Annotated in this window: 23 protein-coding genes; 8 read left to right on the top strand and 15 right to left on the bottom strand. The window is 64.0% G+C overall.

Annotated elements, in window-relative coordinates; genetic code table 11:
• Positions 1 to 71 precede the first annotated feature (71 nt).
• Entirely contained in the window at positions 72 to 563 is a 492-nt protein-coding gene (locus KC8_RS18495; RefSeq protein WP_010126847.1) for a low molecular weight protein-tyrosine-phosphatase, read from the top strand.
• On the opposite strand, the gene thpR is transcribed toward KC8_RS18495, so the two are convergent.
• Positions 560 to 1,093, bottom strand: coding sequence for an RNA 2',3'-cyclic phosphodiesterase (thpR, locus tag KC8_RS18500; protein WP_010126848.1), 534 nt, complete (start codon positions 1,091 to 1,093; stop codon positions 560 to 562). The genes KC8_RS18495 and thpR overlap by 4 nt on opposite strands.
• 113 nt (positions 1,094 to 1,206) lie before the next feature.
• On the opposite strand from thpR, the gene KC8_RS18505 reads away from it, so the two are divergent.
• A complete protein-coding gene (locus KC8_RS18505; protein ID WP_010126849.1) occupies positions 1,207 to 1,938 on the top strand; it encodes a Bax inhibitor-1/YccA family protein in 732 nt (243 codons plus the stop codon).
• A 79-nt stretch (positions 1,939 to 2,017) separates the two neighbouring features.
• Here the strand turns inward: KC8_RS18505 and KC8_RS18510 are convergent, their stop codons facing one another.
• The 3 genes from KC8_RS18510 to KC8_RS18520 are packed head-to-tail and all read right to left on the bottom strand — an operon-like array spanning position 2,018 to position 5,636.
• Entirely contained in the window at positions 2,018 to 2,635 is a 618-nt protein-coding gene (locus tag KC8_RS18510; protein WP_010126850.1) for a glutathione S-transferase family protein, read from the bottom strand.
• On the bottom strand, positions 2,632 to 3,513 hold the full coding sequence (locus tag KC8_RS18515) for a dienelactone hydrolase family protein (RefSeq protein WP_010126851.1): 882 nt from the start codon (positions 3,511 to 3,513) through the stop codon (positions 2,632 to 2,634). Before KC8_RS18515 ends, KC8_RS18510 begins: the two co-directional genes overlap by 4 nt.
• Positions 3,514 to 3,572: 59 nt before the next feature.
• The gene (locus KC8_RS18520) at positions 3,573 to 5,636 is read right to left on the bottom strand and encodes an alpha/beta hydrolase family protein (RefSeq protein ID WP_138956734.1); all 2,064 of its coding nucleotides are present in this window, start codon (positions 5,634 to 5,636) and stop codon (positions 3,573 to 3,575) included.
• A gap of 191 nt (positions 5,637 to 5,827) precedes the next feature.
• On the opposite strand from KC8_RS18520, the gene fsa reads away from it, so the two are divergent.
• The 3 genes from fsa to KC8_RS18535 all read left to right on the top strand — a co-directional run bounded on the left by fsa (position 5,828) and on the right by KC8_RS18535 (position 8,029).
• A complete protein-coding gene (gene fsa / locus KC8_RS18525) occupies positions 5,828 to 6,481 on the top strand; it encodes a fructose-6-phosphate aldolase (protein ID WP_010126853.1) in 654 nt (217 codons plus the stop codon).
• Between the two features lie 91 nt (positions 6,482 to 6,572).
• A complete protein-coding gene (locus tag KC8_RS18530) occupies positions 6,573 to 7,133 on the top strand; it encodes a DUF484 family protein (RefSeq protein WP_010126854.1) in 561 nt (186 codons plus the stop codon).
• The gene (locus KC8_RS18535; RefSeq protein ID WP_010126855.1) at positions 7,118 to 8,029 is read left to right on the top strand and encodes a tyrosine-type recombinase/integrase; all 912 of its coding nucleotides are present in this window, start codon (positions 7,118 to 7,120) and stop codon (positions 8,027 to 8,029) included. Before KC8_RS18530 ends, KC8_RS18535 begins: the two co-directional genes overlap by 16 nt.
• Here the strand turns inward: KC8_RS18535 and KC8_RS18540 are convergent, their stop codons facing one another.
• From KC8_RS18540 to rsmI, 4 genes are read right to left on the bottom strand one after another with little or no spacing between them, the layout of a single operon-like run.
• Complete coding sequence (locus tag KC8_RS18540) at positions 8,030 to 8,629, bottom strand: DedA family protein (RefSeq protein ID WP_010126856.1); 600 nt, start codon at positions 8,627 to 8,629, stop codon at positions 8,030 to 8,032.
• Positions 8,622 to 9,575: a glutathione synthase gene (gene gshB / locus KC8_RS18545; protein ID WP_010126858.1), complete on the bottom strand. Its 954-nt coding sequence runs from the start codon at positions 9,573 to 9,575 to the stop codon at positions 8,622 to 8,624. Before gshB ends, KC8_RS18540 begins: the two co-directional genes overlap by 8 nt.
• 53 nt (positions 9,576 to 9,628) lie before the next feature.
• The gene (locus KC8_RS18550) at positions 9,629 to 9,979 is read right to left on the bottom strand and encodes a YraN family protein (protein ID WP_010126859.1); all 351 of its coding nucleotides are present in this window, start codon (positions 9,977 to 9,979) and stop codon (positions 9,629 to 9,631) included.
• Positions 9,979 to 10,827, bottom strand: a complete 849-nt coding sequence (rsmI, locus tag KC8_RS18555; RefSeq protein ID WP_010126860.1) for a 16S rRNA (cytidine(1402)-2'-O)-methyltransferase — start codon at positions 10,825 to 10,827, stop codon at positions 9,979 to 9,981. The genes KC8_RS18550 and rsmI overlap by 1 nt, the downstream gene beginning before the upstream one ends.
• Positions 10,828 to 10,838: 11 nt before the next feature.
• On the opposite strand from rsmI, the gene KC8_RS18560 reads away from it, so the two are divergent.
• Entirely contained in the window at positions 10,839 to 12,017 is a 1,179-nt protein-coding gene (locus KC8_RS18560) for a penicillin-binding protein activator (RefSeq protein WP_010126861.1), read from the top strand.
• Between the two features lie 17 nt (positions 12,018 to 12,034).
• On the opposite strand, the gene hemW is transcribed toward KC8_RS18560, so the two are convergent.
• The 5 genes from hemW to dnaK all read right to left on the bottom strand — a co-directional run bounded on the left by hemW (position 12,035) and on the right by dnaK (position 17,700).
• Positions 12,035 to 13,183: a radical SAM family heme chaperone HemW gene (hemW, locus tag KC8_RS18565; RefSeq protein WP_010126862.1), complete on the bottom strand. Its 1,149-nt coding sequence runs from the start codon at positions 13,181 to 13,183 to the stop codon at positions 12,035 to 12,037.
• Positions 13,184 to 13,204: 21 nt separating this feature from the next.
• A complete protein-coding gene (gene rdgB / locus KC8_RS18570; protein WP_010126863.1) occupies positions 13,205 to 13,816 on the bottom strand; it encodes an RdgB/HAM1 family non-canonical purine NTP pyrophosphatase in 612 nt (203 codons plus the stop codon).
• On the bottom strand, positions 13,813 to 14,529 hold the full coding sequence (gene rph, locus KC8_RS18575) for a ribonuclease PH (protein WP_010126865.1): 717 nt from the start codon (positions 14,527 to 14,529) through the stop codon (positions 13,813 to 13,815). The genes rdgB and rph overlap by 4 nt, the downstream gene beginning before the upstream one ends.
• Before the next feature lie 76 nt (positions 14,530 to 14,605).
• Positions 14,606 to 15,736: a molecular chaperone DnaJ gene (dnaJ, locus tag KC8_RS18580; RefSeq protein ID WP_010126867.1), complete on the bottom strand. Its 1,131-nt coding sequence runs from the start codon at positions 15,734 to 15,736 to the stop codon at positions 14,606 to 14,608.
• Positions 15,737 to 15,795: 59 nt separating this feature from the next.
• Complete coding sequence (gene dnaK / locus KC8_RS18585) at positions 15,796 to 17,700, bottom strand: molecular chaperone DnaK (protein WP_010126874.1); 1,905 nt, start codon at positions 17,698 to 17,700, stop codon at positions 15,796 to 15,798.
• 185 nt (positions 17,701 to 17,885) lie between these two features.
• Here dnaK and KC8_RS18590 point away from each other — a divergent pair, with 185 nt between their 5' ends.
• Positions 17,886 to 18,347 (top strand): copper chaperone PCu(A)C, encoded by a 462-nt coding sequence (locus tag KC8_RS18590; protein WP_037496706.1) that lies wholly within the window; start codon positions 17,886 to 17,888, stop codon positions 18,345 to 18,347.
• A gap of 44 nt (positions 18,348 to 18,391) precedes the next feature.
• Here the strand turns inward: KC8_RS18590 and KC8_RS18595 are convergent, their stop codons facing one another.
• Complete coding sequence (locus KC8_RS18595; protein ID WP_010126876.1) at positions 18,392 to 19,429, bottom strand: LLM class flavin-dependent oxidoreductase; 1,038 nt, start codon at positions 19,427 to 19,429, stop codon at positions 18,392 to 18,394.
• A gap of 52 nt (positions 19,430 to 19,481) precedes the next feature.
• A complete protein-coding gene (locus tag KC8_RS18600; protein ID WP_010126877.1) occupies positions 19,482 to 20,159 on the bottom strand; it encodes a TetR/AcrR family transcriptional regulator in 678 nt (225 codons plus the stop codon).
• A 197-nt stretch (positions 20,160 to 20,356) separates the two neighbouring features.
• Here KC8_RS18600 and KC8_RS18605 point away from each other — a divergent pair, with 197 nt between their 5' ends.
• Positions 20,357 to 21,847 (top strand): flavin-containing monooxygenase, encoded by a 1,491-nt coding sequence (locus tag KC8_RS18605; protein ID WP_010126878.1) that lies wholly within the window; start codon positions 20,357 to 20,359, stop codon positions 21,845 to 21,847.
• Positions 21,848 to 21,871: the final 24 nt, after the last annotated feature.

A 21,871-nucleotide genomic window follows, 5' to 3' on the forward strand; every position in this document is an offset into this window, starting at 1 on the left:
TCCCCTGTCGACGACGGCTTCATTCGCGCGCCGCTTTGCCCTAAGCCGCCAGTCTTATCCGGGAGATCATCGTGTCCGTAAAGCCAAACCCGCTCACCACGCCGGCCGTATTGTTCGTCTGCCTTGGCAATATTTGCCGGTCCCCGCTGGCGGAGGCCGCGTTCCGCGTAGAGGTGGAAAAAAGCGGCCTGGCAGTCGCGGTGGACTCGGCGGGCACCGGCGACTGGCATATCGGCCGTGCGCCCGACACCCGCGCCCAGGCGGTGGCACAGCGCAATGGTCTGGATATTTCGGGCTATCGCGCGCGGCAGGTGACGGCGGATGATTTTCGTCGCTTCACCCACGTCATCGCGCTCGATGAAAGCAACCTCACCAATCTGCGCGCGTTGATGCCGGCGGACGGCATCGCGGAACTGTCCTTGCTGCTCGATCATGTCGCCGGACGCGAAGGACAGCCCGTGGCCGATCCTTATTATGGCGACGAGGCCGGGTTCGATATCACCTGGGCGGATGTCACCGAAGGTGCGCGCGCGCTGGCCGCCCGTCTGGCACGCGGCGCCTAATCGAGCGGGTAACGGGCGATGATGTCGTAGGTCGCGCCTTCGCTACCCAGCCGGCTTTCATACAGGCAGAATGCGGCGATCGCCTGGGGTTCGCTCGTCAGGCCGGCGAATTGCGCCAGCAGCGCATCGGCCGGCCCGGTTTGGCGGTTGCAACGCGCGATCGTGATGTGCGGCAGGAACGCGCGTGTCTCTGGCACGATCCCGACACGGGCCAGCGCCTGATCGATTTTGTGATGCAGCGCGATGACGCCTTCGTGCGGCGCCACGCCCGCCCACAGGCTGTCCAGCCGCCCTTTGCGATCGAACTGGCCAAGCCCGTGAAGGGCGAGCGTGAAGGCCGGGTGGTGAACTGCGCCAAGGGCTGCCGCGACATCCTCGGCCCGGTGGCGATCGACTTCGCCGATAAATCGCAGCGTCAGATGGAGCTGCGCGTCGTCCTGCCAGCGTGCGCCACGGATGCCGTGCATGATCGTCAGCAATTGCAGGCGGATGGCGCGGGGCGGGCGGATCGCTACGAACAAGCGGTGCATGGGCCAAGCCGAAATATCATGTTACAGGTGCGTCCGTTGAAAACTATCGGCAATCGGCCGATATTGGACCCAGGCGGCGCGAATTGCGACCGCGGATATGGAGTTTCGTTACGATGGCCAACTGGTCTGACCCCCGGACGAACGCAGCGGCGAGGCCCACGGTCGCCGGCGCACGCGACGCCGCGATCGACGCGGGTCTGCGCTCGTACATGCTTTCGGTCTATAACTACATGGCGTCTGGTGTCCTGCTGACGGGCATCGTCGCTTATATGTTCGCCCGTTCGGGCATGGCTGCGACGGTGTTTTCCGGCGGCGCGCTGCGCTGGGTGATCATGCTGGCGCCGCTCGCTTTTGTGATGGTGCTGAGCTTCGGCATCAACCGTCTGTCCACCTTCGCCGCGCAGGCCCTGTTCTGGGCATTCGCGACGGTGATGGGCCTGTCGATGTCGACGATCTTCCTGGTCTATGGTGGCGTTGATATCGCCCAGGCCTTCTTCGCGACGGCGGCGGCGTTTGCGGGTCTCAGCCTCTATGGCTACACCACCAAGCGTGACTTGTCGGCGTTCGGCACGTTCCTAATCATGGGTGTCGTCGGCCTGCTGGTGGCGAGCGTGATCAACATGTTCGTGCAGTCGAGCGGCATGTCGCTGGTGATCAGCTTCCTCGGCGTGCTGATCTTCGCGGGCCTCACCGCTTATGACACGCAGAAGATCAAGAGCATGTATTTCTACGTCGCCGGCACGGAAATGGTCGGCAAGTCGGTGATCATGGGCGCGCTGTCGCTCTACCTCGACTTCGTCAACATGTTCACCTTCCTGCTGCAGTTGATGGGCAACCGCGACTGATCATCGCGATATGGCGTGAACGAAAAAGGCCCGGTGGAACGATCCGCCGGGCCTTTTTCTATGTCCATGAAGGGGTGCGTCAGACGGTAGCGGCGGCGGCTGCATCGTCCAGTTCGGCGGCGCGCTTATAGGCCGGGCGATCATGGATGCGGGCGACATAATCGATAAAGGCCGGGCGTTCTTCGATCGTCTTGAACATCATGCCCCAGGCGATGTGCGATCCGGCATAGACGTCCGCTGCCGTAAACTGATCGCCACAGAAATAGGGGCGGCCGGTGACGGCGCGTTCCAGATTGTCGATTGTTTCTTCGAAGCTGCCATAGCCGACGGATCCACGCTGTTCGGCATTGGGTTCCACCTTCAGCATCTTGTCCGTCACCGCCGCTTCGACCGGGCCGGCGGCGAAGAACAGCCAGCGATAATAATCGCCGCGCCGATCCGTGGGCGGTGCAAGGCCAGCGGCAGGAAAGGCATCGGCCAGATAGGCGCAGATCGCCGCGCATTCGGTGACTATGGTGGCGCCGTGCCGGATTGCGGGAACCTTGCCCATCGGGTTGATCGCCAGATAGTCCGGCCCCTTCATGACCGGGCCGTAGGGCACGATTTCGGTGCGATAGGACGCGCCGGTTTCTTCCAGCATCCAGCGCACGATACGGCCGCGCGATTGCGGGTTGGTGTAGAATATCAGCTCACTCATCCCAGCCTCTCCTTGAGGAATGCGATTGTCCGGTTCCACGCCAGATCCGCCGCCGCCTTGTCATAGCGTTCGGCCGATGTGTCATTGTTGAAGGCGTGGGCCGTCCCTTCGTAAAAATATGCCGTGACGGGCACGTGCGTGGCCTTGAGCGCGGTGATCCACGGCTCGGCTGTCTGGTTCACCCGATCATCGCTTCCGGCATATTGCAGCAACATGGCCGCCTTCACCTTCGCGGCTTCGGTCGGTGCTGGCGCGGGGCCATAATAGGGGACAGCAGCGGACAGGGCCGATCCGGCGGCGATTGCCAGCCGGTTCGTCATCGCGCCGCCCCAGCAAAACCCCACTGCGCCGATCCGGGCGGTCGTGCGCCGGTCGCTTTTCAGCCAGCGTATGGTTGCCGCGCCATCTGCCACGGCAGCGGGCAGATTGAGCGCACTGATCATGGCACGCGCTTTGTCCTCGTCAGCCGGAGTGCCGCCATCGGGTGAGAGAAAGTCGGGCGCGAGCGCATGGAAACCGGCCAGCGCCACGCGGCGGGCGACATCGCGGATATGATCGTTCAGCCCGCGATTTTCGTGGATGACGATCACCGCGGGCAGGGGCGTGGGGCTATGTGCGGGGCTTGCCCAATAGCCTCGCATCGTCCGGCCGGGCGCGGTCTGCCAGCTTGTTTCGGTGGTCTTGAGCCTCTTGTCATCGGGCGGGACGATCGCTGCCGCTGCCGGGTTCGCCGCGATTGCGGCGATCAGCGCGTTGGCGGCGGCGGCGTTTCCGGCCAGTGTCGTCAGTTCGGCCAGAAAAGCGCGGCGGTCATGATGGTCGTGGGTGAAACGATCATAGAGCGCAATTGCGCGCGCGCGGAGATCCTGATCGGTCATCTCACTGTCCCTCAACTTCCGGGGCGGTTGGTTTAACCCGCCCTGGAATGGAGGGCCAGTTACTTCACGGCGTTCCGATACCTGTCGAACCAGGCGATGATCGCCGATGCCTTGGCCGCCGATTGCGATGGCCGCGCCGCAATGCCGCCGTGCGATGCTTCGGGCACCTTCACCAATCCTGTTGGCACGCCGCGCAACTGGAGCGCGGCATAATATTGCTCGGACTCGCTGACCGGCGTGCGATAATCCTCGCTGCCGACAACGACGAGAGTTGGCGTTTTGACGTTGCCGACCAGCGACAGCGGCGATCGCGCCCAATAGGCTTGCGGGTCCTCCCACGGCATCTTGCCGAACCAATATTTGGCGAAGAAGGGCGTGTTGTCCGCCGTCAGGACGAAGCTGGCCCAGTCGATCACCGGCTTTTGCGTCACCGCCGCCTTGAACCGGTCGGTTTTGCCGACGATCCACGCCGTCAGCACGCCGCCGCCCGATCCGCCGGTCACGAACAGATTGTCCGGATCGATCGATCCGGTGGCGATCGCCGCATCCACCGCCGCCATCAGGTCGCCATAGTCGTCGCCCGGATAGGCGTGGTGGATCAGGTTGGCGAATTCTGCCCCGTAGGACGTGCTGCCGCGCGGATTGACGTAGAGCACGGCATAGCCCGCAGCTGCGTACAACTGATTGTCGCTGGCAAAGGCCGGGCCATAGGCCGCGAACGGACCGCCGTGGATTTCCAGGATCAGCGGATATTTCCTCGTCGGATCGAAATCGGGCGGGGTGACGAGCCACGCGCCGATTTCGCGGCCATCGGCGGCCTTCACGGGCAGCGGCTTTACCTGTCCCAGCGTCTTGGAGCCGAGCAGTTCTTCGTTCAGCCGGGTCAGGCGCTTCACATGGCCGCCACGGGCAATCGAAATATCGGCCGGGCGCAGCGGGTTACCGCTGGTGAAGGCGATCGTGCCATTCTTCGCCACGCTGAACGATCCGCCTGAATAAGGCCGGTCCAGCCCCGATCCGGCCATGCCCGTCGCCAGGGTGGTGAGTTTGCCGTCCAGCGTTGCGCGCGCCACGCGCGACGATCCATGGTCGTCATATTGCACATAGAGCGACCGGCCATCGGCGGCCCATTGCGCGTCGTCGATGCTGCGATCCAGCCCCCCGGTGATGGCGCGTGAATTGCGGCCGTCGCGGTCCATCACATAAAGGACGACATTCTCGTAGCCGCGATATTTGTCGTCGAAACCGAGAAAGGCGATGTGTTTGCCATCAGGGGACATTGCCGGCGCGATATCAGGCCCGATCCGGCTGGTGAGCGGGGTCACCGCGCCGCTGGCCAGATCGACCGCGTGGATTTCCGGATTGTTCGGTTCGCGTTCCCAATTCTTGCTGCGATCGGCGCTGAACAGCAGGGTGCGGCCGTCCGGCGCCCAGGCCAGTGGGCCAGCGTCGTTGAACGCGCCGAACGTCAATTGGCGCGCGGCGCCACCATCGGCCGGGACGACAAAGACATGATCGTGACCGGGCTTCAGATAGCCGGCCCCGTCGGCGCGATAGACGACCGACGAAATCACCTCCAGCGGTGGCGCCCATTTCGCGCCTTCGGGTTTGGCGGGCGCCTTGCCGAGCGTCTTGGCTTCATCGGGCACGTTCATCACATAAGCCAGCGATTGGCCGTTGGGGGACCAGGTGATGGAACTGGGGCTGTCGGGCAGGCCGGTCACCCGGGCTGTCGCGCCGGTGCCCATCCAGCGCACGTAAAGTTGCGCGCCGCCGCCATCGGCGGTGGAGACATAGGCGATGCGCGTGCCATCGGGGGACCAGCGCGGCTGGCTGTGCGATCCGGGGCCGGCGATCAGCGGGGTGTGGGCGCCGGTGCGCGTATCAACCAGCCAGATCGTGGCGCGGGCCTTGTCGGTCATCACGTCGTTCGATCGGCGGACATAGGCGATCACCGCACCGTCTGCGCGGATTTGCGGATCGGTGGCGGCTTCGAGCGAAAAAAGGTCGCTCCCCTGAAACAAGCGCGCGGGCGTTTCGGCGGGGGCCGCGATGGAGGCGGGGGCGATCATGGCAATGGCAGCGACGGCCGCCATAAGCGATGGAATTGGGCGAAGGATCATCGGGCGTTTATCCTGTTGCTATGGCCCTTGCCTCGCGCTTTTCCCTGCCCGTCGCAAGAGGTGGGCGGATATGGTTCGTCCAAGGCGGCGGCGACGGCTCTTCTCCGATTCGTCTGCGCGGGCGTGACGCGCTATAGGCCGCGCCAGAATCACCCTGCACATCATCCATTCCTATTCGGGAAACCTGATCCATGAAGTTCTTCGTCGACACCGCCGACACCGTGGAAATCGCCGATCTCGCGGCCACCGGCCTGCTCGATGGCGTGACCACGAACCCGTCGTTGATCCACAAGTCTGGCCGCAAGTTCCTCGAAGTAGTCGAGGAAATTTGCGGGCTGGTGCCGGGGCCGGTTTCGGCCGAAGTGGTCGCCCTCGATCATGACACGATGATGCGCGAAGCCGCTGTACTGCGGAAGATCGCGCCGAACGTCTGCATCAAGGTTCCGCTCACCGTCGACGGCCTGAAAACCTGCAAGAAGCTGTCGGACGATGGCTGCATGGTCAATGTGACGCTGTGCTTCTCGGCCAATCAGGCGCTTCTGGCGGCCAAGGCCGGCGCGAGCTTCATTTCGCCGTTCGTGGGACGCCACGACGATATCGGTTTCGATGGCATGCAGCTCATTTCCGATATCCGGATCATCTACGACAATTATGATTTCGCGACCGAAATCCTGGTCGCCAGCGTCCGCCATCCGATCCACATCCTGGAATCGGCCAAGATCGGTGCGGACGTGATGACCGCCCCGCCGGCGGTGATCCGCGCGCTGTTCAACCACCCGCTGACCGACAAGGGCATCGAGGGTTTTCTGGCGGATTGGGCGAAGACCGGCCAGACGATCGGTTGATCGCCGGGAACAGCGGGTTCCCGCGCTGCAATGCGCTGGCCGACATCATCCGCCAGTAGCTTTTTAACCAAGTCCCTGTAAGCTTGCGCTTATGGGCACGCTTGTCGATTTCGAGGGCCATGCGGTCGCGTCGCTTCGGCGGCGCGTGGCGGAGGTGGAGGAGGCCAATCAGGACCTCATCGCCTTCGCGCGTGGCCATTCGGGTGCTGTATCGGCAATCCATCAGGCGGTGATCGCAGCCCTCGACGCCGAAGGGCTTGATCACCTCATCCACATCATCACCCAGGTCTGGCCGCAGATTCTGGGGCTGGACGCCGTATCGCTTGCCCTGTTCGTCGAAGACCGGGCGATACGCGCGGATGCGTCGGGCATGCAGTTCGTGGATCGTCGCATCGTCGAACGATCGATCGAGGATGTGGATGGCGTCGTGCTGCGCGGGGTCGAACGCGGCCATCCGCTATTTGGGCCGGCGTCCGATCTGATCCGGGCGGAGGCGCTGATCCGCCTTGATGCGACGCCTCCGCTGCCGTCGGGCTTGCTCGCGCTGGGACAGCGCCGCGCGCAGGGTTTTGAAACCGGCCATGGATCCGAACTGTTGCTCTTCCTTGGCAATGTGGTTTCGCGCATGATCGGGCGGTGGCTGCTCCCCTGATTCTGGAAGACCACCCCGCCCGGCTGATCGCGGCGGCATGGGGTGCGCATCTCGCGCATGATCGCCGTCGATCGGTGCATACGGTGCGTGCTTATGTCGCGACCGCGCATCGGCTGATTGTCTTTCTCGGTCAGCATCGCGGGCAGGCGGTGGATGCAGCCTTGCTGGCGACGGTCGATGCCGGAGATCTGCGGGCCTATCTTGCCCACCGTCGCGGCGAAGGGATCGAAAACAGCTCTGCTGCGCGGGAACTATCGGCCTTGCGTGGTTTCCTGAAACATGTCGTGGGCGATGTGCCGCGCCTTAAGGGACCAAAAATCAAGCGCAGTGCGCCGCGTCCGATTTCGGCGGATGATGCGGTGGCGCTGGCTGAGGATGCCGCCGATGCCGCCACCCGGCCGTGGATCGCCGCGCGCGATTTCGCGGTGCTGTTGCTGCTCTACGGCGCGGGCCTGCGCGTCGGTGAAGCGATGGGGCTGACCGGGGCGGTGCTGCCGCTGGGCGATACGATCCGCGTTACGGGCAAACGGGCGAAAGTGCGCATCGTGCCGCTATTGCCGCCGGTGCGCGCGGCGATCGAACAGTATCTGGCGCTTTCGCCATGGCCGGCTGCCCCGGATATGGCCTTGTTCCGGGGGGCACGGGGGGGGGCTTTGTCGGCCGATCTTGTCCGCCGGGCGGTGCGCGGCGCGCGCGTCCGGCTGGGCCTGTCCGGCCGGACGACGCCGCACGCGCTGCGTCACAGTTTTGCGACCCATCTGTTGGGGCGGGGGGCCGATCTGCGTTCATTGCAGGAGTTGCTGGGTCATGCCAGCCTGTCGTCGACGCAGATATACACCTCGGTCGATGCGGCGCATCTGATGGATGTTTATCGCAACGCCCACCCGCGCGCCTGATCAGACGCTGGGTTTCCAGGTGAGTACGCGCCAGAAATACCAGAGGACGAGCAGCACCATGATCGCGGTCGATAGCGGGCCGATATAGTGTTCGACGTCCGTGTATCGCTGGCCAAGCTCATAACCGGCGATCGCCAGCAACGCAGTCCAGCCGGTGGTGCCCAGCGTCGACCAGAACAGGAAACGGCTGAGGCTCATGTGCAGCAGTCCCGCCGGAACCGATACCAGCGACCGCACTGTCGGCAGCAGCCGCCCGAAAAAGACGAACACCGCGCCATGGCTGCGAAACCATTTCTCGCCGCGTTGCACTTCCGCCCAATCCATCGTCAGCCAGCGGCCGAACCGGTCGATGATCGGTTTGAATCGCTCCAGCCCCAATGCGCGGGCGAGGAGATACCAGAAAGTATTGCCCAGCATCGCGCCGAACGTGCCGCAGGCGATTACACCGGGCAGCGTCATCGTGCCCTTGGCGGCCTGCAGTCCCGCCAGCGACATGATCACTTCGGATGGGATCGGCGGGAACACGGTTTCGGCGAACATCAGGAACGCGACGCCGAGATAGCCCGATTGTTCGATCAGTTGGTGAACCCAATCACCCACGGGCGGCGACTTTCGCTTCGATCACATCCCAGATGATCGCCGGGGTATCGGTGTCGTTGAAACGGTCGATCGCGACGATGCCGGTGGGCGAAGTGACGTTGATTTCCGTCAGATGCCCGGCGATCACGTCAATACCGACGAACAACAGCCCGCGTTTCGCCAGTTCCGGGCCGATCGCGGCGCAGATTTCCATTTCGCGAGCCGTTAGTTCGGTCGGATCGGCGCGGCCCCCGGCGGCAAGGTTGGAACGAATCTCGCCATCCTTGGGCAGCCGGTTGATCCCGCCCGTCGGCTTGCCGTCGATCAGGACGATGCGTTTGTCGCCCTTCGATACGTCGGGCAGGAACGCCTGCACCATGAACGGTTCGCGCCACACCTGCCCGAACAATTCGGTCAGCGCGGCCAGGTTCGCATCGTTGCGGCCGACATGGAACACGGCCGACCCCGCATTGCCGTAAAGCGGCTTCACCACCACTTCGCCATGTTCGGCGTGGAAGGCGCGGGCATCTTCCAGCCGGCGCGTGATCAAGGTCGGCGGCATGAACTGGGCATAATCCAGCACGAACAGCTTTTCGGGCGCGTTACGCACCGATTCCGGATCGTTCACCACCAACGTCCGATCGCGGATGCGTTCGAGCAGATGGGTCGCGGTGATGTAGGCCAGATCGAACGGCGGATCCTGCCGCATCAGCACGACATCCACATCATCGGCCAGATCGATCACCACCGGATCGCCGGCGGTGAAATGATCGCCGGCCACACGCTGCACCGTCACCGGGCGCGCGGGTGCCGTGACGCGGCCGTCGCGATAGCTGAGGTCGCCAGCCTGATAATGGAATAGCTGGTGCCCGCGCGCCTGCGCCGTCAGCATGATCGCGAATGTGGAATCGCCGGCGATGTTGATGGTTTCGAGCGGATCCATCTGGACCGCGACTTTAAGCGACATGGAAGCTGCCTCGCGCTGGTTCGGGCGTGACGTAGGGGACCGGGCGATGAATGTCACCCATGCCAGGCATTTGGAATGTGGCGCGGCCACGCGCGCGGGCGGATCAGGATCACGTCGATGCGGATGTCATCGCCCGCCCGTTGATAGCGGGGGCTGAGTATTTCGGCGGCCCGCGCCACACGGACGAGGCGTTTTCGGTCGATCGCCAGGTCCAGTGCCGCATCGCTCGCCCGCGCTTTCACTTCGACGAATGCCAGCGTGCGGCCGCGCCTTGCGATCAGGTCGACCTCGCCCACAGGCGTGCGGGCGCGGGAGGCAAGGATGCGCCAGCCGCGAAGACGCAGCCACCAGGCGGCCAGCGTTTCGGCCTTGCGCCCGCGCTGTTCGGCCGCCTGCCGCGACATCAGGCGTCCCGCAGGGCCATTGCCCGGGCATACAGGTCGCGGCGGGGCAGGCCGGTCGCCTTGGCCACTTCGCCGGCGGCCTTGGCGGTCGGCAGCCGGGTCATCGCGTCGATCAGCGCCGCGTCGATATCGGCCGAATCGGGGACGGGCGCCTCGCCGGGCGGGCCGACGATGATGACGATTTCGCCCTTGGGCGGCGCATCCTTATACCGCTCCGCCAGTTCGCTTAACGTGCCCGTCACGCATTCCTCGAACGTCTTGCTGATTTCGCGCGCCACGGCCGCCTCGCGATCGCCCAGGCCATCGGCGAGGGTGGTGAGCGATGCCGCCAGCCGTGGCCCCGATTCGTAGAAGATCAGTGTCGCGCGCACCGCTGCGATTTCGGCGATGGCATCGGCGCGGGCCTTTTCCTTCGACGGCAGGAAACCGAGGAAAAAGAATCGGTCGGTGGGCAGCCCCGCCAGGGTCAGCGCGGCGATGGCGGCGCACGGCCCGGGAATTGTCGTCACGGTATGGCCTGCCGCGCGTGCATCACGGACCAGCTTGAAACCCGGATCGGAGATCAGCGGCGTGCCCGCGTCGGATACGAGGGCGATTGCTTCCGAACCCATCCGGGCGATCAATCCGGGGCGCACCTGATCGGCATTATGATCGTGATAAGGCGTCATCGGCCGCTTGGTGCCGATGCGGTTGAGGAGCTTGGCGGTGACGCGGCTATCCTCCACCGCGATCACATTGGCGCGGGCTAGCACGGCCGCAGCACGGGGGGAAAGATCGGATAAGTTGCCGATCGGTGTCGCGACGATGTAGAGGCCGGGGGTCAGGGCCTCGTCTAGGGGCTGGTTCATGGGATGATGTCATGGCAGAGGCCGCGCAACCACGCCGCACTTTTCTTCGTCTTGCGGGGATCGGTTTCACCGCTTTTCTGGCGGGCTGCCAAACGATGGTCCCGAAGACCGCGCCGCCGGTCAAGGCTCCACCGCCGGTAGAGGAAACCCGCCCGGTCGGCCCCGGCTTGCCGACCGATCAGGAACGGCACCGGGTGGCGCTGCTTGTGCCGATGACCGGCGCGAACGCGGCGGTCGGCCAGTCGATTGCCAACGCGGCCAACCTCGCCTTGCTCGATACCGGCGGTGCAAAGGTGCGGATCACGACATACGACACCGCAACCGGCGCGGCGGCCGCCGCGCAGCGCGCGCTGGCTGATGGCAATCGCCTGTTCCTCGGGCCGCTGCTGGCCGATGACGTACGGGTCGTTGCGGCACCGGCACGGGCGGCGGGGGTTCCGGTCGTCAGCTTTTCCAATGACGCGGCGGTGGCCGGAAACGGCGTCTATCTGATGGGTTTTTCACCGTCGCAGTCGATCGATCGTGTCGTGCGCTATGCCCGGTCACAAGGGTCGACCAAGTTCGCCGGATTGATGCCCACCGGCCTGTACGGGCGCAACGCATCCAAGGCGCTGATCCATTCGGCCGAAGCATCGGGTGGCAGCGTGGTTTCGCTCCAGACATTCGATCGCAGCCCGAAATCGCTGACGACGGCGATCGGCAAGCTGGGGGAGGCCGGCGGCTATGATGCCGTGCTGATCGCCGATGGCGGGCGCATCGCCGTTCAGGCCGTGCCGCAGATCCGCAAGGCGGGCGGCACCAGTGCCCGGATTCTCGGCACCGAATTATGGGCGACCGAAAACACGCTTTCGGCCAGCCCGGGGATGAACGGTGCATGGTTTGCGAGTGTCCCGGAAGCCATGTACCGCCAGCTTGCCACCAAATATCGCGCTCGTTTTGGCCGCGCGCCGTATCGGCTGGCCAGCCTTGGCTATGATTCGGTGCTGCTGACGGTGCGGATCGCGCGGGACTGGAAGGTCGGCGATCGCTTCCCCGTCCGCGCGCTGACCGATAGCGACGGCTTTGCCGGGGTGGATGGCGCATTCCGTTTTGGCGCGGATGGGGTGGCCGAACGCGCGCTTGCGGTCCACCAGATCGGCACCGGCGGCATTTCCACCGTTGCTCCGGCGCCAAGGGGTTTCACCAAATAAGGGCGCAGTCGTCGCTGTCAGCCGACGGCGACGACTTCACCGAGAATCGCATCGAGCAGGGGCATGCCTTGCGGCGTCACCGTCAGCCGGTTGCCGCGGCGGTTGATGAAACCGAGATCGGAAAGCTGTCCCACAGCCCGATCGTCCACCAGCCGATCGATCGCCATCATGCTCCGCCGGGCGATGCGATCAAGGTCGACACCTTCGGCCAGCCTCAGCCCCATTAGCAGCGCTTCCATCGCGCGCTCCGATGGGGGCAGGGCCTCTTCGCTTTCGATGCCATGGCCATTGCGGGCGACGGCGCTCAGCCAGTTTTCCGGCTTTTTGCGGCGGAACGTGGCGTGCCCATCCCGCCTGCCATGTGCGCCCGGTCCGACGCCCAGATAATCGCCATAGCGCCAGTAGGTCAGGTTATGGCGGCTCTGCTGGCCGGGGCGGGCATGGTTCGAAATTTCATAGGGTGGTATGCCCGCCGCAGCGGTGCGTTCGCGCGTCAGTTCGAACAGGGTTGCACCATGATCGGGATCGACCGGCGCAAATTCGCCCTTGTCGACCAAAGTGGCGAAGCGCGTGCCGGGTTCGATGGTCAACTGGTATAGCGACAAATGCCCGGTGCCAAAGCCGATCGCGCGGGCCAGTTCCGCATCCCAATCCATTTCACTCTGCCCTGGCAGGGCATAGATCAGGTCGAAGCTGACCCGCGCGAAATGCTGTTGTGCGGTGTCGAGCGCGGCCAGCCCTTCGGCCACGCCATGCGCGCGGCCAAGGAACCCCAGCGCCCGATCGTCCAGCGATTGCAGGCCCAGTGAAACGCGGTTGATCCCGGCGGTCGCCAGCCCGGAAAAGCGGGCGGCTTCCACCGATGATGGGTTGGCTTCCAGCGTGATTTCCACGTCGTCGGCAAAGCCCCAATGGCGTTCGGCGGCCTCGATCACAGCCGCCACCGTTGTCGGCTGCATCAGCGAAGGCGTGCCGCCGCCGAAGAAGATCGATGTCAGCCGCCGCCCGGGTGTCAGCGCGGCTTCATGGGCAAGATCCGCCAGCAGCGCATCGCGCCACGCCGCTTCATCAATCTCGGCGCGGACGTGGCTGTTGAAATCGCAATAGGGGCATTTGGAAACGCAGAACGGCCAGTGGACGTAGAGCGCAAGTGGCTCGTCAGTCACAACTGTGCCGTTCCCGTCATGTCAGATCACTGCCGCGACAAGCTTGCGGAACGCATCCGCGCGGTGGCTCATCGCGTGCTTGGCGGCGGGATCCATTTCACCGAAGGTGACGCCATGGTGCCATGGCTGGAACATGGCGTCATAGCCGAAGCCATTGTCCCCGCGCGGCGGCCAGACGAGCGTGCCATCGACCCGGCCTTCGAAGCTTTCGATATGGCCATCGGGCCAGCACAGCGAAAGCGCGCAGACGAAGTGGGCGTCGCGGCCGGCATCCGGGCCGATACGATCGAGATTATCCTGAACGAGCTGCATCGCCAGCCCGAAATCCTTGGTCTCACCCGCCCAGCGGGCCGAAAAGATACCCGGCTCACCACCCAGTGCTTCGACGCACAGGCCCGAATCATCGGCCAGCGCCGGCAGACCGGAAAGGTCCGCCGCCGCACGCGCCTTCAGTTCGGCGTTGGCGATGAAGGTCGTGCCGGTTTCATCCGGCTCGGGCAGGCCAAGCGAACCCGCCGAAACGGGTTCGATGCCGAACGGCAACAGCAGCTCGCGGATTTCGCGCACCTTGCCCTCGTTATGGCTGGCGATCACCAGCTTTCCGGGGGTAAGTTTGCGATGCGCCGCGCTCACCGGCCGACGGCCTTGCGCTGGGCTGCGAAGATGTCGTTGCAGCCGATGCGGGCCAGGCGCAGCAGGCGCAGCAGCGCCTCTTCGTCATAGGTAGCGCCTTCGGCGGTGGCCTGCGCTTCGGCGATGTTGCCATTGTCGAGCAGAACGAAGTTCGCGTCGGCGTGCGCATTCGAATCCTCGATATAATCGAGGTCGAGCACGGGGGTGCCTTCATAGATGCCGCAGGAAACGGCGGCGACCTGCGCGGTGATCGGGTCTTCGGCCAGAAGCCCCTTGGCCATCAGCTTGTCGACGGCGATGCGCAGGGCAACCCATGCGCCGGAAATCGATGCGGTGCGGGTGCCGCCATCGGCCTGAAGCACGTCGCAATCGATCGTGATCTGGCGTTCGCCCAGCTTGGTCATATCAACCACCGCGCGCAAGGAGCGGCCGATAAGGCGCTGAATTTCCTGCGTTCGGCCCGATTGCTTGCCCTTGGCTGCCTCACGGCTGCCACGGGTGTGGGTGGCGCGGGGCAGCATGCCATATTCGGCCGTCACCCAGCCCTGGCCCTTGCCGCGCAGGAACGGCGGAACGCGTTCCTCGATTGATGCTGTGACGAGGACGCGGGTATCGCCGAAACCGATCAGGCACGAACCTTCGGCATGGACGGTATAACCGGTCTCCATCGTGATCGGGCGCATCTGATCGGGGGTGCGGCCGGAGGGGCGCATGGGCATTCCTTCACTGGTGAAACTCAGGCCCGCGCGTCTAGCCCCCCGCGCGGCGGGAGGCTAGCAAAAGCGTCGATCAATCGCCGAACATACCCTTCAGCTTGGCGAAAAAGCCGCTCGCCTCGGGGCTTTCCTCGCCCGTTTCCAGCGTACGGAATTCTTCGAGTAGTTCCTTCTGCCGCGCGCTGAGCTTGGTTGGTGTTTCCACATCGACCTGGATCACCATGTCGCCGTGCCCGCGCCCGTTCAGTACCGGCATGCCGGCCCCCCGCTGGCGGATCTGCTTGCCCGACTGGATACCGGCCGGAATGCGCAGTTCGTGGCGTTGCCCGTCAAGGCCGGGCACGTCGATCGTGCCGCCCAGCGCCGCCGTGGTGATCGACACGGGGTAGCGCGCGAACAGGGTTGTGCCCTCGCGCTCGAACAGTTTGTGGCGGGCGACGTGGATGAAGATGTACAGGTCGCCCGCAGGTGCGCCGCGTCCACCGGCTTCGCCCTCGCCGGACAGGCGGATGCGCGTGCCTTCGTCCACGCCCGGCGGAATATTCACTTCCAGCGTCTTGGCGCGTTCGACCCGGCCTTCGCCACGGCAGGCGGTGCAGGGTTCGGCGATCACCTGCCCTGCGCCATGGCAGGATGGGCACGCCCGTTCGACGACAAAGAAGCCCTGTTGCGCGCGCACCTTGCCATGGCCACCGCAGGTGGGGCAGCCCTTGGCGCTGGTGCCGGGTTTCGCGCCCGATCCGTCGCACGGTTCGCATGTGGCGGCGACATCGACACGGATTTCGGTGGTCTTGCCGTGGAAGGCATCCTCCAGCTCGATTTCCATGTCGTAGCGCAGATCGGCGCCGCGCCGCACATTCTGGCGGCCGCCACGGCCGCCGCCGCCGCCCATGAATTCGCCGAAGATATTTTCGAAGATGTCCGAAAAGCCGCCGAAATCCTGTCCGCCAAAGCCGGCGCCATTGCCGGGGCCGCCATTTTGGAAGGCAGCATGGCCGAAGCGATCATAAGCCGCGCGCTTCTGCGGATCTTTCAGGCAATCATAGGCTTCGTTGATCGCCTTGAACTTGGCTTCGGAATCCTTGCAGCCCGGATTGCGATCCGGGTGGCACTGCATGGCCAGCTTGCGGAACGACGACTTGATCGTCTTGTCGTCGGCGGTCCGCTCGATTTCGAGCAGTTCGTAATAATCAGCGTCGGCCATGAAGCATCCCGGCGATCAAAAACCTCTCCCCCGCACAGGGGGAGAGGGGGTGTTAGGTGTTACGCCTTGTTGCTGTCGTCGACTTCCGAAAATTCGGCGTCGACCACATCATCGGTCTTGGCTTCGCTGGCATCTGCGCCCGGAGCAGCAGCGGACTGCTGTTCCTTTTCGTAGATCGCCTGGCCGAGCTTCATCGCGACCTGCGCGAGCGCCTGGGACTTTTCCGTCATCGCTTCCGGATCGCCACCTTCAACCGCGGTCTTGGCGGCCGCGACGGCAGCCTCGATTTCGCCCTTCAGGCCGGCGTCCACCTTGTCGCCATGTTCGACAAGCTGGCGCTCGGTCGTGTGGATCAGGCTTTCGGCGTTGTTCTTCGCTTCGGCCGCCTCACGGCGCTTCTTGTCTTCATCGGCGAACTTTTCGGCATCGCGGACCATCTGGTCGATGTCGTTGTCCGAAAGACCACCCGATGCCTGGATGCGGATCTGCTGTTCCTTGCCGGTGCCCTTGTCCTTGGCGGTGACGTGGACGATGCCGTTGGCGTCGATGTCGAACGTCACTTCGATCTGCGGCACGCCGCGCGGCGCCGGCGGAATGCCGAGCAGATCGAACTGGCCGAGCATCTTGTTGTCGGCGGCCATTTCGCGTTCGCCCTGGAACACGCGGATCGTCACGGCCTGCTGGTTGTCGTCCGCCGTCGAATAAACCTGGCTCTTCTTGGCCGGGATCGTCGTGTTGCGGTCGATCATGCGGGTGAAGACCCCGCCCAGCGTTTCGATGCCCAGCGACAGCGGGGTCACGTCGAGCAACAGGACGTCCTTCACTTCGCCCTGGAGCACGCCGGCCTGAATGGCGGCGCCCATCGCGACCACTTCGTCGGGGTTGACGCCGGTGTGCGGTTCCTTGCCGAAGAACGCCTTCACCGCTTCGCGCACCTTGGGCATGCGGGTCATGCCGCCGACGAGGACAACCTCGTCGATTGCATCGGCCTTGACGCCGGCATCGGCCAGCGCCTTGCGCATCGGTTCGATCGTGCGCTGGATCAGCGCTTCGACCAGGCGTTCCAGATCAGCGCGGCTGATCGCCTTGACGAGATGCTTCGGCCCCGTTGCGTCGGCGGTGATGAAGGGCAGGTTGACTTCGGTCGTCTGCGCCGAGGACAGTTCGATCTTGGCCTTTTCAGCGGCCTCCTTCAGCCGCTGCAGCGCCAGACGATCCTTGGTCAGATCGATGCCTTCGGCCTTCTTGAACTCTTCGGCCAGAAATTCGACGACACGCGCGTCGAAATCTTCACCGCCGAGGAAGGTGTCGCCGTTGGTCGACTTCACTTCGAACACGCCGTCGCCGATTTCGAGGATCGAAACGTCGAACGTGCCGCCGCCAAGATCGTAGACCGCGATCGTCTTGCCGTCATTCTTGTCGAGGCCATAGGCCAGCGCGGCCGCCGTCGGCTCGTTGATGATGCGCAGCACTTCGAGGCCGGCGATCTGGCCGGCATCCTTGGTTGCCTGGCGCTGGGCGTCGTTGAAGTAGGCCGGAACGGTGATCACCGCCTGCGTCACCGTTTCGCCCAGATAGGCTTCGGCGGTTTCCTTCATCTTCTGCAGCGTGAACGCCGAGATCTGCGACGGCGAATAATCCTTGCCGCCGGCCTGCACCCACGCGTCGCCATTGGGGCCACGCACGATGTGATAGGGCACCAGTTCGGTGTCCTTCTTGGTCACGGGATCGTCGAACCGGCGGCCGATCAGGCGCTTCACCGCGAAGATCGTGTTGTCCGGGTTGGTCACGGCCTGCCGCTTGGCGGGCTGGCCGATCAGCCGTTCGCCATCCTTGGCGAAGGCCACAATCGAAGGCGTCGTGCGCGCGCCTTCCGCATTTTCGATCACCTTGGGCTTGCCGCCGTCCATCACGGCGACGCAGCTGTTGGTGGTGCCAAGGTCAATCCCGATTACTTTTGCCATACTGAAACCCTTCGTCCCCCGAAGTTTGCGGCGTATCCGCCGGTTTCCCTTGCCAGTGAAGCGAAAACCGGACGGTGTTGCTGTTCGGTGGGCGATATAGGGGGGCTTTCGATTGCCGCAAGACATCGCAGTGCCTAATGAACGGCAACCGATATCGGCCGAAGGCGAAGAAGCGGAGTTTGGGGATGCGTCGCGGGTTCATGCTGTTGATGCCGTTTGCGGCTTTTGGGCTTGCCGCCTGCCAGCCGGCGGCGTCTGAACAAGCGGGTGTCAATGATGCCTGGGTGCGGCTTTCGCCCATCGCCGATCGGCCGGCGGCGGGCTATTTCACGCTGCGGGGCGGGGCAGAGGCTGATCGCCTGATCGCCGTGGAAAGTGGCAAGGCCAGCCGGATAGAACTGCACGAAAGCGGAATGCAGGATGGCATGATGACGATGCGTCCGATCGATGGCGTCGACGTGCCGGCCGGTGGCGAGGTTCGCTTCGTATCGGGTGGCAATCACATCATGCTGTTCGGGCTGTCGCCTGATGTGAAGCCGGGTGGCGATCTGCCGCTCACTTTCCGTTTCAGAAGCGGCAAGACGATCGCTGTTCAGGCAGCGGCGCGAGCTGCGGGCGATGCCCCGCCCGGGCATATGGGGCATTGATGGCCTGAACGCAGCGCTTCGGCGCCCCGGTTTCCCGGCGTCGATCAAGGCTGTGGCTGTGCCGGGCCGCCATCCAGATCAAACGCTTTGGCCAGTCGTTCATGGGAACGGTGCCGATCTTCCGGGTCGGCGATCATGTCCTGCACGATGATTTCGTCGGCGCCGCTCTGCTCGATCATCTGTTCAAGGGTTTGGCGGACTTCCGCTGCGCTGCCCGCGATGAAGCGCGGCCAGCGTTGGCCGGCGATATGGGTCGGTTCGGTGCGTTCCGCCTCGTCCAGTTCCTGTTCGGCTTCCTCCATGGTGGGGACGAAAGCTGCGGCGCCCACACGTCCAAGGCGCTGATAATATCCCTTGACGCTCAGGGCGAGGCGCCGGCCGTGCTCGGCATCTTCGCCCACGCATACATTCACGCCCAGCATGGCGCGTGGCGCGCCGTCGCCGAACGGGGTGGCGACGAACTGTTCGCGATAGCTGCGCAGGGCGAATGCAGCGGCCTGCGGGTTGATGAAGCCGGCGAATGTGTAGCCGATGCCGATTCGGGCCGCGAGTTGGGCGCTGGAACGGCTGGATCCCAACAGCCAGTTTTCGGGCAAGGTGGCGACGGTTGGAATCAGCGGCTTGCCAGCGAAAGGGTGGCCTGCGGGGAAGGCCTGATGCAACCAGGCGACGGTTTCGGAAACCTGCGCTGCATGATCGTCCACCGGTTGCGTATTGCGGTCTCGGCGCAAGGCCATGTCGATGATCGGCCCGGCTGCCGCGCGGCCCATGCCAAGATCGATCCGTCCCGGAAACATGGCATCCAGTTGCTTGAACATTTCGGCAACCTTGAAGGGGCTGTAATGGTTCATCAGCACGGCGCCCGAGCCGAGCCTGATGCGTCGGGTCTGCGTGCCCGCGGCTGCAATCAGCAGTTCGGGGTGATGCGACGCCTGCGCCGGGGCCATATGATGTTCGGCGAACCAGATGCGGTGATAGCCAAGCGCGTCGGCGCGGCGTGCCGTATCCAGCGACTGTGTCAGCGCGTCACTCGCTGTTTCGCCGGGCTTGATGGTGGCCAGGTCGACGATCGACAGTTTCACAAGGGCACCCCTTTTTCCGGTATGTATCTGGTTTCACTGCGTATGTGCGATGTTAGGCGCAATCGGCCGGATAGGTGCGGGCAATCGCCGCGTCGGACAGGCCAAGGCCGCGTCCGCAGAAAAACACCGCCTTGCGGACCAGTTCCGCACCCGCGTCTGCATAAGGGGCAACGGGCTTTTCCAGTAAATGGGTCGACAGCATCATCGATCCGACATGCTCGATGAAGGACGCGGAAGTCGCGGCGGCCAGCGTTTCGCCGGTCAGGTCGCCGTTGGCGCGGGCATTGTCCAGCGCGGTGGAAAGGGCGTTCACATTCTTGCGCAATGCCCGCCGATACAGCAGGCGGGCATAGGTGCCGTCACCGGCCAGGCTCGCCAGCAACAGGCGGTGTGCCGTGACGTCCAGTTCGTTGGTGTTGGCCATGATGCACGCGCTGAAATAGCTGTAGAGCATCATAACGAGTTCGGCTGCGCCATCCGCGGTTCCGCCCGGACGGCGCACCGCCAGCGTTGCCACCAACCTGTCCTGATCCTTGATCAGGCTCCGCAGCACGGCCCGGTACAGCGCCTCCTTCGATGGAAAATGTTCGTAGAGGAGAGCGGGTGAAATCTTGGCCGCTTCGGCGATCTGTTTGGTGGTCGCGCGCTCGAATCCGTGTGCCGCGAAAATGGTGGCCGCCGCCGAAATGATGGAACGGGTTCGATCGGCAAAGGGGAGGCGCTTTCTCATGGCGGACGGATATTCCTTCAATGCGCGGACTTGCCAAGGGCATTCGAGCAGCGATTCTTCGTGGCAGGAATCGCAGGAACAGGGATTGCACGGCGCTTTCGAAAATTATAACTGAATGAACAGTTAGTTTGTGGCGCGGCCGGTTGCGAGCCGGAAATGGTTGAATGCGGAGGCAAGGCTCCGGAGAGGATGACAGGATGATTCCGTACAGCGCCGGCATACGTGTCGCCGTGATCGGGGCCGGGATGGCGGGCATTCTTGCCGGCATCAAACTGAAAGAGGCCGGCCTTTCGAATTTTCGCATCTATGAAAAGGCCGACAGGATAGGCGGCACATGGCGGGAAAACAGTTATCCCGGTCTGACCTGCGATGTCCCGTCGCACGCTTATACCTATTCCTTCGAACCCAATCCCGACTGGAGCCACCATTTGCCGCCCGGTCCTGAAATTCAGGCCTATTTCGAAGGCGTGGTCGCAAAATATGATCTCGACCCGCATATCGCTTATGGCGAGGAACTGGTGCGCTGTGCGTTCGAAGGGGGCCGCTGGCACCTGGAAAGCGGACGCGGAACCCGTGATGTCGCCGACATCGTTATTGCTGCGACCGGCGTTCTCCATCATCCAAGCTATCCGGACATTGCCGGTATCGACAGCTTTGGCGGTGCGTGTTTTCACAGCGCCCGCTGGGATCATTCGGTTCCGCTTGACGGGCAGCGTATCGGGATCATCGGCAACGGATCCACCGGTGTGCAGATCGTGTCTGCGCTGGCGTCGCGCGCCGGCCATCTCAAGCATTTCCAACGCAGCGCGCAGTGGATCATCCCGACCCCGAACGGTGCGTTCAGCGAGGCGGAGCGCGCCGCATTCGGGGCGGATCCCTTCCTGCTCAAAAGCGTGCAGAACGACCCGGCCTATCTGGAACTTGCATGGGGCTGGACGGAGGCGATTGTCGATGCCGGTTCAGCCGTCATGGCCGAGACGCAGGCTGTTGCACGCGCCAATCTGGAAAATAGCGTGCGTGATCCCGTGCTGCGTGAAAAGCTGCGCCCCACCTATCGCGCCGGGTGCAAGCGGCTGATCCATTCGCCTGATTATTATCAGGCCATCCAGCACCCCAATGCCGAACTGGTGACGGATGGCATCGTGCGGATCGAGGCGGGGGGCGTGCGTACGGCCGACGATCGGTTGCACGAACTGGATGTTCTGGTCTTCGCCACCGGTTTCGACGCGCACCAGTTCATGCGGCCGATGAATGTGATCGGACGCAATGGTGTTGAATTGAACCAGGCGTGGGCGAAGCGGCCAGCCGCCTATATGGCCATCTCCATTCCGGATTTTCCCAACCTTTTCATGCTGAACGGGCCAAGCGGGCCGGTTGGCAATTTTTCGCTGATCGATATCGCCGAACGGCAATGGACCTATATATCCCATTTCATCAATATGATCGCGAGTGGCCGTGCCCGCGAGATCAGCGCCAGCCATGCGGCATTGGCGGACTATGAAGAACAGCGGATCGAAGCGGCGAAAACCACGATCTGGGGTTCGGGCTGTACCAGCTGGTATCTGGATGCCGATGGCGTGCCTTCCACCTGGCCGTGGAGCTATCGCCGCTTCGCCGGGGAAATGGCCGTGCCGCGGCTGGATGCTTATGATGTGATCGGTGCGAATGTGCCCGGTGCGGTACACTGAAAGGGCGATGCCATGACACGGATA

It is taken from the genome of Sphingomonas sp. KC8 (assembly GCF_002151445.1).
Classification (GTDB): Bacteria; Pseudomonadota; Alphaproteobacteria; order Sphingomonadales; family Sphingomonadaceae; genus Sphingomonas_E.